Raw genomic sequence first — 13,485 nt, forward strand, 5'->3', positions numbered from 1 at the left:
GCGAAGCCGACAGTTGCGGCCGTGCAGGGCCTCATCTGCTGGAACACGAACGGATGCTCAATTCCTCGAACGCCCGTCCGAGTGGTCCTGGCGAGCAGTGTCATGTGTCCACGTGGACAGGAGCCCGTATCTATGGAACTCAAGACGATCGCGCCAGGGCAACGTGGCCACGCACGCGCTCTGTTGGTTCACCGCCCCCGAGCCGAGAAGTCGACCGGATCATAATGTCTCATGCGTGCACCTACGAAGTATCTACCACGATAGGATGGCGCCCTGAGCGAGGAGGCTTTGATGGATGCGACGCTCTCGCAGGCGCGCGAGCAGTGGAGCGAGGTGGTCGAGCGCCTCCAGCAGGGCGAGGAGGTCGTGCTGGTCAACTCCAAGAGCGGGCAGGCCGCTGTGCTGCGCCCTCCGGAGAGGCAGGACCCGTCCGGTCCGAGGTGGTCGAGTTCGAAAGCGCGGCAGGAGCTGGGCAACCTGGTCGCTGCCGCCCAGGACGGGGTGCAGGTGCTGACGGTGGGCGGACAGCCGACCGCCACGGCCTCCCGGTGCACCGCGCCTCCCACCGGGCACCACAAGCCCGACTCCACGGGGGGTGTGACCGGGCTCGGTGACCTCCTGGACGTCCTGCTGGAAGCCGGCCCGGAGACGGCCGGCCTCTCCACCGGCGTCCCGGCACTGGACCGGGTCGCGGGCGGCCTGGCACGGGGGAGCCTCACCCTGATCGCCGCACCGCCGAACGCGGGCGGCAGCCTCCTGCCGCTCCAGGCGGCACGCACGGCCGCCTTCGACCCCGAGCAGCCCGTGCCGGTGCTCTACGCCCTCTCCGGCGTGCCGCTCCAGGTCGCCGCCCGTCGTCTCATCTCGGCCGAAGCCTCCGTGCCCTACGCGCAGTTCGCCGCGGGCGCTCTCACTCCGGAACAGCGGCAGGCGGTGGCCGGCGCGGAGGGGCGGTTGCGGAGCGCCCCGTTGTCGTTCACCCGGCCCGAGCCGACCGCGCAGACGATCGCCGAGGAGGCGTCCCGGATCGAAGGTTTGGGGCTGGTGGTGGTCGACCGCCTTCAGCGCACCCGCGTGGACAACACCCCGCTCTCGGGCCGCACCCTGCCGGCCGCGGTGAAAACCCTGGCACGCCTGGCCGCCGACCGGCAGCTGGCCGTGGTGGCCCTGCTGGACACCGACGACACCCCCCTGGTGGAGCAGCTGGTAGCGGACCGCGTCCTCCACCTCACGCGCCCGGGCGACGGCCCGACGGCCCGGATCACGGTCACGGCCCGCGATCTGGGCACGCTCTCGGCGGTCGAGGTGGCGCTGGACATGACCCACCTGCGCCTGCTCGATCACGCCCCGGCTCCCGCGCCGCAGGCGCCGGTCGCCTCTCGCACGGCGGCCCCTGCGGCAGGCGCCGCTGCCAGGGAGGCGGCCGTCCCGCCTCCGGCGCGCCGCCCGGCGGCCGGACCCCCTCGCCGGGCCGACAACAGCCCGTCCCCGACCGCGGGCAGCAGGACGTCGACGGTGGCGAAGTCCAGCGGCACGGTGGCCGAACTGGTCGAGCGGATCGAGGGCAGGGTCCGGGCCGTGCTCACGAAGGCCGGGGGAGAGGTGACCGAGGCGGTCGCGCAGTTGCAGAAGACCGCGATCCCGGACGTGATGGATCTGCTGGAGCAGAGCCGCGCCGGAGGACGGTACGACTTCCGCAACTACCCCGACCTGCCCGAGATCCTGCACAAACGTGCTCGCCAGGAGGCCGACGCCATCTGGGAGGCCCGCCCCCGCTGGACCGCCCCGCCCGAGGTCCTCGATCAGCTCGGCGACCAAGTGGTGACCGCGCTGGACATCAACGGCGCCTACCTCAGCGCGTTGAAAGCCCACCTCCCCATCGGGCAGCTCGAACACCATCTCGGCCCCGACGAGGGCGGCCCCGCCCACGACTCCAAGCGCTCGGGTGTCCACCTGGTGACTCCGCCCGAGTGGGAGCACCCGCACCTGCCCAACCCGATCGGCGACCGGGAGGAACCCGGCCGGATCTGGATCACCGAATCCACCCTCCGACTGCTGCTGCGCCTCTCCGGCCCCAAGCACGGGTTGTGCGCCCGTCCACTGATCCACGAGTCGTGGACGTCGGGCTCCACCGAGCAACTCCTGGAGTCCCTGCGCCGAGCGCTGGTCCAGGCCCGCACCAACGCCCTCGCCGCGCAGTCGGCCGAGGGCGAGGCGGCCTACGAGTACGTCAAGGCGATGTACTCCAAGCTGGTCTCGACGATGGGGGAGTCCAACTACAACCGGGACCTGTACCGGACCGACTGGATGCACCTCATCCGCAGCCAGGCGTTCGCGAACCTGTGGCACAAGGCATGGCAGGCCCATCAGGCCGGGCTCACCGTGGTGCGGATGATGGGCACCGACGAACTCCACCTGGCCGGCGACTGGCGTGGCGCCCGGGCGGTGGGCCGGGAATCGCCGCTGTTCCCCGAAGGGCGCGAGGTCACCGCGGTCAAGCCCAAGCAGGTCTACCGTCTTGAGAAGGTGGCCGAGGGCAGCTATCGCGAGCGGGAGGCCGTGTAATGCCGGACAGGACCCTCAACTTCGGCCTCTACGGGGCCCAGGGCCGCAGGAGCGCCGATCTCGCGGGCGAAGTGCTCGACCGGCTGGCCCTGGAGGGTGGCATCCGCTCGCCGGTGACCACCCGCCGCGGCCTGCACGCCCGGTTGAACTACCTCACCAACTCCCCGGCCGGCTACCAGGCGATGCGGGAGGCGGGCATCACCGTCGCCAGGGGCACCCTGCGCCGCTGGATCCAGCACAAGCAGACTCCCAGCCGCGACAACCTCTCCCGGATCGAGGCCGCCTACCGCGCCTACCGGCGCCGCAACGTGGCCCGCCACCTCCTCCAGCGGCTCAACGCCCGCGGCGGCACCCGCGTGGAGATCCAGCCCCTCGACCAGAGCGCCGTCGCCGACCCCCGCAAGCGGGTCATCCCCACCGACGTGGCCGGGTTCAGGAGGCTGCGCATCCGCACCTGGGACCGGATCGTGGACGCCTGGGCAGCCGGGGACGCCGAGGCGCTCGGTGACGCATGGGACGGCCAGCTCACCGACCTCGGCTCGCAGTGGGGCCAGTACGAGTACGCCACCTCCGTCGGCTTCTCCGCCTGAGCGACGCACCACGGGAGGGAGGGAACCGGGCATGGAGGAGCGCACGATGGACGGACCGACGGAGCTGCGGCGCCGGCAGCGGGAAGCCGTCGATGCGACGGTCCTCGCGTTGGAGACCCCGGTCGGTGGTATCCCTCCCGAGGGCCTGCGCACGCAGGTGATCGCCGCCCCGGGCTCGGGGAAGACCCTGATCGCCTACGAGGCCGCGCGCCGCCTGGAGCCCCGGGGGCGGGTGCTGGTGCTGGTGCCCACGCTGAATCTGCTGACGCAGACGGTGGAACGGTGGCGCCAGTACGGCATGCGCGGCCAGGCAGTGGCGGTCTGCTCCCTGGACCGCGACCCGCAGATGCGCGCCTACCTCGCCGACGAGCTGGACGTGCGCTGCACCACGAACCCCCTCCGGCTCGCCCTGTGGGCCGGCACCGGGCCCGTTACCGTTTTCGCCACCTACGCCTCCCTCGTCGGCAACCCAGGCCGCCACGACGCCGAGGAAGCAGAAAGAGGTGAGGGCGGGGAACGAGCAGAGGAACGCGCGGTCGCCGGCGTCCTGGAACGGGCGCTGGCCGGCGCATTCGGGCAGCAGCTCGACGGATTCGGCCTCGCCGTCGTGGACGAAGCGCACCGCACCGCCGGACTCGCCTCGAAGCCGTGGGCGATCATCCACGACAACACCCGGGTCCCGGCCGACCGGCGCCTGTACATGACCGCCACCCCCCGCATCTACCAGGCGGACACCCGTGGCGGCGAGGTGCTGGTCGCCTCCATGGACGACGCAACCGTCTTCGGCGAGCCCGCCTTCACTTACCCTCTCGGCCAGGCCGTCGAGGAAGGCGTCCTGGCCTCCTTCGAAGTCGACGTTCTCGAGGTCCACGACCCCACACCACCCCACGACGATGCCGCGCTGGAGGAGCGCCGTGGTGCGCGACTGGGCGCCATCCGTGCCGCCACGCTCGCGCACATGGAAACCTCGGGCGTCGTCAGCCTGCTGAGCTTCCATTCCCGCACCCAGGAAGCCCTCTCCTTCGCCCGCGGCCTCCCGGACGCCGCCGACGCACTGCGCGCCACCGCCCGGTTCCCGGGCCAGGTGTGGGGTGAATGGCTGTGCGGTCTCCACCCGGCCGCGCACCAGCGCGCGACCCTGGACCAGTTCGCCGACGGAGTGGACGCCCACGGTCGCAAAACCGAATTCCGAGTCCTGTCCACCTGCCGCCTGCTGGGCGAGGGCACCGACATCACCGGTCGCTGCGGCCTCGACGGCGTCCTCTTCGCCGACGTGCGCAGCAGTCCCGTCGACATCGTGCAGGCCGTCGGCCGAGCCCTCCGCCGGCGGCCGCATGAGGGCAAAGTGGCCCGCCTGGTCGTCCCCGTGCTCCTGACCGCTGAGGACGAGGGCCGCGACATGGCTGCGACTGCCGCATTCGACCCCCTGGTCAAGATCCTGCGGGCGCTGCGCGCCTTCGACCCGCGCATCGTCGAGCACCTGGCGCTGCGCCCTGCCGGTCCCAGCGGCTCCCCGGAGCACGTTCTGGCCGACGACCCGGCCTGGGACCCCCTTCAGCAGGCCGGCACATCCGCCGAGAGCTCCGGGACGATCGTCCCGGACCACGTCAGGGAGGAGACGGAGTCTGACGGGAGCCGGCGGACCGAGCCGGCGCTGCTGCACTTCTCCCGTCGCGGCCACGACGCCGAACAGATCGCCCGGCTGGTCCGCACCCGCGTCCTGCGGCCGGAGTCCACTGCCTGGCTGACCGGACTGGAGGCCGTCCGCGCCTTCGTGGCCGAACACGGCCACGCGAACATCCCCTACACCGCCGGTGTCCCCCTCGGTGTGCTCCACGTCGAGTATCCGGTCGGCCAATGGGCAGCCGAGCAGCGTCGCGCATGGCGGGCGGGTGAACTGGCCGACTGGCGCACCGAACTGCTGGCCGAGACGGGATTCGTCTTCGACCCCCGCGACCGGGCGTTCACCGAGTTCCTGGACGTATGCGCCCTCTACCAGGCCGAACACCACACCCTCGCCGCCCCGCGGGATGCCGTCCTGGCGGGTGTCGCCGTGGGGGAGCGGCTGCACCAGGCCCGCAAGCCCGGAGGACTGGGCAAGATGCCCGAACGGGCGAAGAGCCGCCGTGAGCGGCTGGAGGCCATCGACCCGGACTGGAACCCCGACTGGCCTCTGACCTGGCAGCGACACTACGCCAAAGCCTGCTGGCTCCTCTCCCAGGGCGCCACCCTGGCTGAGCTCCGGCCCGGCGTGAGTGTCGGCGGCGACGACATCGGTGCCTGGCTCGCCGAGCAATCCGCAGCCTGGCACAACCTCCGACAACGTCAGCAGAAGCGCCTGGCCGCACTGGGAATCCAGCCCGCGGTCGGTGGGCAACCCTCCGGGCCAGCTGTACCGGCCGCGGCATCGAGGTGGGAGATCAATCTGGCTGCCGCCCGCCAGTTCAAAGCCCGTGAGGGGCATCTGCGGGTGCCGCGTCCTCACATCGAAGGCGTCACCGACACTCAGGGCCGTCGGCATCGCATCCGGCTGGGTGTCTTCCGCAGCAACACCCGCAGCCGCCACAAACAACACAAGCTCACTCCCGACCAGGTTCGCCAAGCCCACGAGACCGGCCTGCTCACCTGACGGGGAGCCCTCTGGGGGACGACTCCACGGCGGCAGCCCGCCGCCAGACTCTCCTGCACCTGCCCGCCGGTGGGGGTGCGCACGCGCGGGGGCGGCTGCTCCTCAGCCCTGGCGGGCTTGCGGTGCCCCGCCGGAACCCGTGAGCACCGTCGGCGGCTGCCGCTGGTCACGGGGCAGGAACAGACAACGGCCTGAGGCCGGGGAGTGGTTGCCGGGGCATACGCGCGCCAGCCCGGGCGAGTGCGGCTTTCGTCGTGGCGTGCTTTCGGTGGTGCGGGTGATGGGGGAGCACCGTGTGAGGACGAACTGGTCGGTCCGGGACTGCCGGTCCCCGGTTGCTGAGCTGCACGCTGGGTGCAGCCTGCTCCGCAGTTCGCCGACGCCTGCAGCACAGGGTGCTGTCGCCCATGGCCGACCAGGGTCAGTGAAGTAAGAGAGCGCGCACCCTCCACAAGTTGCCTGACCATGCATTTTCCCGAATCGAAGCATGCTGGCCGATCTGGCAGGCAGTTCCCTGAACCGCACATGGCGTCTGAGGGATCGTTGTAGATGAACTTCACGTTCATCTATCGGGCCGACAATATTACTGGTAGCCACCGGCTGGGACAGGACGAGAAGTTGAGTGACACGTCCTGCAGACCGACCAGATCGACTCCTCGTTCATGTACGTTACGTTCATCAGGTCGGCCTCTGAGCCGCCCTGCACGCACGTGCCGACAGACGGAGGCCCCCAGTGGGAGCAGTACGCAGGCTGGTCGATGCCGAAACCGGCGAGACCATCCCCTATGCGCCGTACGCGTTCTCCGGCAAACACACGCAGGTCGACAAGGCACGGGTCGAGGCCATCACCGAGAGCAGGGCATTCACCCCGAGCCAGAAGTTCCTCGTCCTGTGGTGGATCGGTGTGTCACCCGAGGGAATGGCACCTCTGCGGGCCACAGGTGCCGACATCGCCCGACGGGTAGGGATGTCCTCCGACGCCGTCGGCAAGATCAACCGGAAGCTGGCCCGGCATCGCGTCATCGTCGTACGAGGCAGAATCGGCAACTACAACTTCTATCGGATCAGTCCCTACATCTCGTTCCACGGCACCGGCGTGGAACAACGCGAAGCGGTCAAGACGTGCAACCCGCCCGACATCCCCGGCTTCGACGCCACGACCCCAGCCCGGTGGGAGGCTCAGTGAACGACGAGGACAAGCACAGGACTCTGCGCCTCCTGCAGAAGACCGCAGGTATGACGGCCAACCAGCGGCTCGTCGTCATGCTCTACGCCGTGCACCCCACCGACAGGGCCGGCACGGTGGTCGAGACCGCCGCCGAGCTGGCCAAGCTCGCCGGGCTGTCCCCGACGGTCTTCTCCCGCACCCGGCGTCAGGTCATCGACGCCGGCTGGCTCGAGGAATCCGAGCGGCTGGCTCACATCCGGTACTACCGTCTCAAGCCCGAGGCGATGGGAGAGAACGTCGTCGTGGAGATGCGACGCGCCACCTGAGGGATCCCACAGGCGTTGCTCATGAACGTCACGTCCATGAGTAACGATCCATGGGACGTCCTCATGTCCGTCACGGCAATCCGGCGCTCCCGAGCCGCTGACAGCCTCCATCCCTGGGCTGTCCCCGGCCGGTGACCGCGACACCGGGTCGCGCCCGTATGCCGAACTGCGCGACGAGTACCAGGCGGGCGCTTCCCGCACGTGCAGCGGGGGCGGATGGACGTGCGGGGTGGGACCTCGGGGCTCCCGGTGATACTCGCCGGCAGGCGGCTCGGGCCACCGTCAGACGGTGAAGACCGTCCGGGGGTGTGGTGGTCCGTCGGTTACTGGAAGTGGACCAAGGCCCCGGGTCGGTTTCGTCGTTGCATGTGCGGGTGATGGCCGAGGCCGCGGGCGTGACGCCGCGGTCGGTGTGGCGGTGGTTGTCCGAGGCGCGGGCGGGCCGGCTGGATCCGGTGGCGCGGCCGGGCGGGTTCACGCTGGATGACCAGCAGTGGAACCGGCTGGCCCAGCTGGGCGGGAACGTCGCAGCCCTGCACCGGCTGATGACAAAAGATGACTCGCTTCAGGGTGTGCCGTCGCTGGGTACGTTGCACCGCACGGTGAGGCGGGATCTGCGCGCGGGCCGCCCGCTTGAGTCGGCCGTGGCCTCGCGGGCCCGGGTGGAGCCCGAGCGGTATGACCGGGTCCTGGCCGAGCTGAAGCTGCAGCGTCCGGGAGAGGGTGTGCCGGTGGTCGACGCCGAACCACCGCAGCCTGCTGCGGCCGTCCCGGACGAGAACAGCACTCACCCCGCTTCGCGTGGCGGGGTGCGGCTGTTCGTGCCCGGGGCGCGCGTGGTCTCGACTGGCGCGGTGGCCCAGGTGGTGGAGGCGGTCGGGCATACGGCGGCGGCGCGGGGGATCGGGTGTGTGTTCGGGGAGCCGGGGGTGGGCAAGACGGTGGCGGTGCAGCAAGCGCTGCATCTGCTGCCCTCACGGATACCGGTCTGGCGGGCGGTGGTCGGGGTGAAGCCGGGCATGCCCCAGATGCGCGCCTCCCTACTGGAGGCATGCGGACTTTCCGCGGCTTCTCTGGCCCACCGCGCCCAAGCGGCCGACCGTGCCCTGACAGAGACGCTGCGGCAGCCAGGTGTGGTCTTCCTCGATGACGCGCAGCGGTTGTCTCCGCCGTTGCTGGACTACTGTATCTGCGGCTGCTGTGGGACGAGCCGGGAACGGCCGCCGCGTTGCTGCTGTGCGGGGCGGGCGCGGAGCGTGTGATCGCGCGGGCGCCAGCGCTGCGTTCCAGAGTGTTGACCTGGCACCAGGTGACCGGCATGGAGCCGGACCAGCTCACCAAGACACTGACTCTGTTCCATGACGTGTGGGAAGGCACCCAGCCGGCGGACGTGGAGTGGGCTGATGCCACGGTGGCGCGGGGCAATTTCCGTACCTGGGCGAAGATCACCTCTCACCTCTACGCCCTCACCAAACGCAGCCAGCATCCAGGGGCGGACCGTTCCTTGCTCGAGCAGGCCTGCGCACGACTGGGCCCCTATTTGTGACGGCCAGCGGCACGGAATGGGAGGGAGGAAGACGATGAGCACAGGACAACAGGAGCCCGTCCCATGAGCAGCGCACCCCAAGTAAAAGCTCCCACGCCGCTGCATGTGCCCGCACCGGTGCTGGAGGGCCCCGGACTGACCACGCTGCGTGGCCCCGCTGTGCAGCAGCTGCTCCGGCTGCGGGGGCAGGGCCGACTCTCCCGGGGGCATGTGCGGCTGGCGGGGGAGTGTCTGGGGGTCTCGGAGCGGACGGTGTGGCGGTGGCTCGCACAAGCCGAAGCCGACCCCGGCACAGCGGCCCGGCCGGGCCGCAGAACGGGCGACCGGTTCGAGGTCATGCCCGAAGTCCGGGTGCTGCTGGCGTACTGGAAGGGGAACGCGTCTGCGGTCCACCGGCAATTGGCAGCCCGCGCCCGGGAAGCAGCAGGAGAGCCTGCCCCCGCTGTTCCGGGAGGGGCACCAGACCAGGCGGTACCGGTGCTGGATCCGGTGCCGTCGCTCTCGACGTTCCTCCGTGCGGTGCGCCGCGACCTGACCGCCGGTGAACGCGCCGGCCTGGCCCGCGGCCCGGAGGCGGCCCGCGCCCATGACGTGTTCGGCAAGCGGCCCCGGCTGTGGCGCAACCACACCTGGGAGGCCGACCACGTCCAGGCGCCGCTCCTGGTGGATGCCGGCGGGGAGCTTGTACGGCCGTGGGTGACGTGGTTCATCGATGTCGCGACCAAGACCATCACCGGTACCGCTGTCACACCCGGTCAGCCTTCCCGTGCCTCGATCCTGGCCGCGCTGCGCGCCGCGATCCTGCGCAGCGGCCCGTACGGCCCGGCGGGCGGCGTTCCCGAAGCGGTGCGTATCGACAGGGGCAAGGACTTCCTCTCCCGGACGGTCCTGGGCGTATTCGGCACCCTCGGCGCCAGGGTCGATGACCTGCCCGCCTACAGCCCGCACCTGAAAGGCACGGTGGAAAACCTCAACCGCTCGGCCGACCGCATGCTCTTCGCCGCCCTGCCCGGCCACACCACCATCCCTGCACCCCGGCACGGCAGGAAGAAGCCTGCCGACCCCGATGAGCCCCTTCCCCTGTCTTTCACCGAGCTCACCGCCGAGGTCCTGGCCTGGACGACGTGGTGGAACACCGAGCACCGGCCCGACGCCCTGGTCGGCCAGACCCCCATCGAAGCTTGGCAGAGCGATCCCACGCCCCTCTCCGATCTCCCCGAAGCCGCCCTGTGGGGGCTGATGCTGGAGGATGACGGTCGGACGCGGAAGCTGACCAGTCACGGGGTGCGCTGGAGGGGCCGTGACTACATCGGCGCGTGGATGGCCGGGCAGGCTGGACGCAGCGTCCGCATCCGCTACATGCCCCACCACGATCACGAGATCGAGATCTTCGACCCCGCCGGCAACCACCTCGGCTCCGCCCATCTCGCCGATGCCGCCACCCCCGAACAGCTCGACGCTCTGCGGCGCGCCCGCACAGCGCGGGCCCGACGCCTGCGCGAGGAGACCAAGAAGGCACAAGCCCTGCGCCGGCAGCGCTTCGCCCCCGCCACCACCCCCACACCACCGCAGCGCCTGGGCGCCGTGACTGCAGCTGAAGCCGACCAAGAACTCGAAACAGCAGCCCACGGTGACATGGCCGCTCTCGCCCTCCCCGACCTCATCCCGCCCGCACCACCACCCCAGGACTGGAACACCCCACCCGGCCTGCACCCCACACACAACGCCAAACTCAGCAGGGAAGAGGAGCGATGACCAGCCAGCTGCCCCCACGGGAGACCGACCACTACACACAGCTCCCCGACGCTGCGGTCGTGACCACCCGCGCCCTGCTGGCTGCCAGGGAGAACATCGCTGACACGATCGAGGCCAGGGCGATGATGTGCCTCCACGGTCCGGCCGGTGTCGGCAAGACCCTCGCTGCCAATGTCTGCCTGCGCGAACTCCAAGCCGCTCAGGGTGAGGAAGTCTGCAGGATCACCTTCCGCGCCCGTCCCACTGCCCGCGCGGTACGGCACGAACTCTTCGCCGCGCTCGGCCTGCCAGGAGACCCCCCGCGCCACCCGTCCGAATTCGACCGACTCCTGCTGGACTCTCTCGCTTCGCAGCCGCGCACACTCGTCGTCGACGAAGCGCAATGGCTCAATCAGGAAACCTTCGAGTACTTCCGGTTCGCCTGGGACAACCCCTATACGCAGATCGCGATCATTTTCGCCGGAGGCGAGGGCGCGCACAGCGTGCTGCGGAAAGAACCAATGCTCTCCTCCCGCATCTTCATCTGGCAGCACCTCAAAAAGCTCACAGTGGCGGAAGTCCAACAGGTCATCCCGCTGTAACCACCCCGTCTGGAGCAAGACCGATCCCGAGGACATCGCCTACGCCGATCGCCACGCAACACACGGCAACTTCCGCAACTGGGCCCGACTCACAGCCCACACCCTCACAGCCCTCCAACGAACCGGGCGGGACAAACCTGATCAGGAGGTACTTCGCTGGGCTTTCAGCAGACTCGGCTGAACCTGGTGATGGGCGTCGTTGTTCTGGCGTTGGATGCGTCATGAGGTGGCCTCGGACGTCGGGTGGCTGACCTGTGGTTTCTGTGTCCGGGCCTGTCGTTGGGAGTGGCAGGTGGTGTCGTTTGCCTGGTCGATGACGTGTCGTGCGTGTAGGCGGGGCCGGCCACCGTGGTCGGTGCCGGGTGGGAGCCTGGCGGGCATGACTGAGCCGCGGCGGCGGGTCTACGGCAGTGAGCACGATGACCCCCACCCCTACGCCCGCCCCGGCCACGACTACCGCGAGTTGGTGGGCCGGCCGTTGGACGGGCTACTCCTGGACGTGACCGGCTGGGACACGCAGGAACTGGCTGAGGGCGCGGCCCTCATCACCGAGATCGGCCGGTTCGGCCCTGGAGGCCGCGTGCTGTACGGGCCCCGCCCTGCCGATCCCCCGGTTGTGGGATTGGGAAGGCGACTCGCCCTGAATTCACCGCCCGCACTGGCGGGGTAAGTGCGGGGTGACCGTGGTAAGCGGGTGATTCCCGTCGCTTACCACGAGAAAACAGCAGCCTTTTTGACGGTCCAGCTGATGTTTGGCGTTTGGTTTTCAGTGGTTCGGCGTGAGGGTTTCAGTGCGGCTTGTGGCCGCGGGGTCTGGCGGGGTGCTGTTTGGCGGCTGCGGTGCGCTGAAGATCAGATGCCGAGTTGACGCTGAAGGCTGCCGCCGAATCTCGATGAAGACAGGCGCTGAGCGTGTAGACCCCCTTCTGAAGCAAGTGGCGTCGATGTTGCTGATGTCATTCGTCGAGGTGATCGAGCTCGGCGTGTTGGCTTGCGTGGTGGTTGGGCTGGAGAGCCTGCTTCCGGACGGCGAGGGACGTCGGAGGGCAGGCGGGTGGGTAGGCAGGAGGGCGTCGGCTCCGCGGATGCCGTGGAGCGCTCGGTCGGTGTGGACCGGCCAAGCGCTGTTGCTCGGTTGCTGGCCCTGGACGAGCGGGGAGAGCTTCGTACGGCTCCCTGCCGACACGGCCGCACACATCAGGCTCGGCGTCACAGTGGATCGACCATGTGGTCGTGCGCGGTGCTGGTGTCAGCAGCGCCGCAGCCGAGAGGGTGGGCGGACTCTCGGACCACAACCTGATCCGCGCGAGCCTCACGGTGTGACCCCCGCTGCATTGCTGCGCCGCCCTGGCCAGGACGGCGTGGGATCACATCTGCCGTTACTGGTGCCGCAAGGAGCGGTGGTAATTTATGTGGCTCAATGAGTCAACCGCCTGAGGGAATAGAGAGCACCACAATGCCTGAATCGGCGCTCTACGAAGCGCTTGTCAATGGATTCCGCGAGGTGTCCGCGATCCTTGACCAGAAGCATTCCACGCTCGCAGCCGATCCCATTTTGGCTGATCTCGCTGCTCGCGTGGAATCAGTTCATGAGTCGGAGGAAGTGAAGATCGCCATCCTGTACGCCCTCGATTCGCGCGAGTTGTCCGGATCCGCAGAGGTCGTCCAGTATTTCGCCCACCGATTTCGATGGAACTGGCTGAGGAGTGAGCTCAAGAAGCGGCATAGCGACTCTCTCGCGAACGTAAACCACAGGCTCACCCGCCACTACGAGAGAATGCTGGAAGCGTTCACCCAAGATTGGGAAGACAGGGATCTATTCCCAAGTCTTGATCGCCAGAAAGGGACCCTTTATCACTGATGGGCCGCTTCTTTTTGTCAGCGGTTGGATGACGTTTCTGCGGTTTTGGTGTGGCGTTTATAGGGTCGGGCTGTGTGGTGCTGGGATACGGGGTGGTGTGCTGTGGTCCCAATTTCGACCCCATCGTGCATACTTGATTCGGAGTCAGGGAATCGCCCCTGGAGGGTGCGGGGGAGTGATTCCGGAATCCAAAATCGACCCTGGTATGCATACAGGGCGAGCCGAGCGAACACCACACCCCTCCTTCGTAGCCAGCCGTGCGTGACCCCGGAGGGGGCACGCACTAACTCGGGCCCCGTGACGAGCCGCCAGACCGGGAAGGGGTCGACTGTGCTGGCCAGCAGACCGGTAGCACCGGCCGGAGGCCGGTGCCCCGGCCCCGGAGGGGACGACTGGACCCCGGAGGGGGCCAGTGTTCACGCCGCGTAGCGGCGTCGCGTCGTGTCTGCGGAGCAGACCGCGCC

Annotated in this window: 9 protein-coding genes and 3 pseudogenes; all 12 read left to right on the plus strand. The window is 69.3% G+C overall.

Annotated elements, in window-relative coordinates; all coding sequences use genetic code 11:
- Positions 1–291 precede the first annotated feature (291 nt).
- Positions 292–1,158: pseudogene (locus P2424_RS30165) on the plus strand (DnaB-like helicase C-terminal domain-containing protein); the annotation flags it as partial.
- A 411-nt stretch (positions 1,159–1,569) separates the two neighbouring features.
- Positions 1,570–2,565, plus strand: a pseudogene (locus P2424_RS30170) (transcriptional regulator); the annotation flags it as partial.
- Positions 2,565–3,155 carry a transcriptional regulator gene (locus P2424_RS30175; protein ID WP_276479227.1) on the plus strand — a complete coding sequence of 197 codons (591 nt, stop codon included), beginning with the start codon at positions 2,565–2,567 and terminating at the stop codon, positions 3,153–3,155. The pseudogene P2424_RS30170 and the gene P2424_RS30175, both read left to right, overlap by 1 nt.
- A gap of 46 nt (positions 3,156–3,201) precedes the next feature.
- Positions 3,202–5,784, plus strand: a complete 2,583-nt coding sequence (locus P2424_RS30180; RefSeq protein ID WP_276479228.1) for a DEAD/DEAH box helicase — start codon at positions 3,202–3,204, stop codon at positions 5,782–5,784.
- A gap of 733 nt (positions 5,785–6,517) precedes the next feature.
- The gene (locus tag P2424_RS30185) at positions 6,518–6,970 is read left to right on the plus strand and encodes a MarR family transcriptional regulator (protein WP_075003685.1); all 453 of its coding nucleotides are present in this window, start codon (positions 6,518–6,520) and stop codon (positions 6,968–6,970) included.
- A complete protein-coding gene (locus P2424_RS30190; RefSeq protein WP_276479229.1) occupies positions 6,967–7,278 on the plus strand; it encodes a replication initiation protein, RepL2 in 312 nt (103 codons plus the stop codon). Before P2424_RS30185 ends, P2424_RS30190 begins: the two co-directional genes overlap by 4 nt.
- A 377-nt stretch (positions 7,279–7,655) precedes the next feature.
- Positions 7,656–8,540, plus strand: coding sequence for an ATP-binding protein (locus tag P2424_RS30195; RefSeq protein WP_276479230.1), 885 nt, complete (start codon positions 7,656–7,658; stop codon positions 8,538–8,540).
- Positions 8,541–8,596: 56 nt separating this feature from the next.
- Positions 8,597–8,824 (plus strand): hypothetical protein, encoded by a 228-nt coding sequence (locus tag P2424_RS30200; RefSeq protein WP_276473733.1) that lies wholly within the window; start codon positions 8,597–8,599, stop codon positions 8,822–8,824.
- A gap of 63 nt (positions 8,825–8,887) precedes the next feature.
- Positions 8,888–10,579, plus strand: a complete 1,692-nt coding sequence (locus tag P2424_RS30205; RefSeq protein WP_276473732.1) for a transposase family protein — start codon at positions 8,888–8,890, stop codon at positions 10,577–10,579.
- The gene (locus tag P2424_RS30210; RefSeq protein WP_276473731.1) at positions 10,576–11,160 is read left to right on the plus strand and encodes an ATP-binding protein; all 585 of its coding nucleotides are present in this window, start codon (positions 10,576–10,578) and stop codon (positions 11,158–11,160) included. The genes P2424_RS30205 and P2424_RS30210 overlap by 4 nt, the downstream gene beginning before the upstream one ends.
- Before the next feature lie 379 nt (positions 11,161–11,539).
- Positions 11,540–11,804: pseudogene (locus P2424_RS30215) on the plus strand (hypothetical protein).
- 812 nt (positions 11,805–12,616) lie between these two features.
- A complete protein-coding gene (locus P2424_RS30220; RefSeq protein ID WP_276479231.1) occupies positions 12,617–13,021 on the plus strand; it encodes a hypothetical protein in 405 nt (134 codons plus the stop codon).
- Positions 13,022–13,485: the final 464 nt, after the last annotated feature.

It is taken from the genome of Streptomyces sp. WMMB303 (assembly GCF_029351045.1).
In the GTDB taxonomy this organism is placed as follows: domain Bacteria; phylum Actinomycetota; class Actinomycetes; order Streptomycetales; family Streptomycetaceae; genus Streptomyces.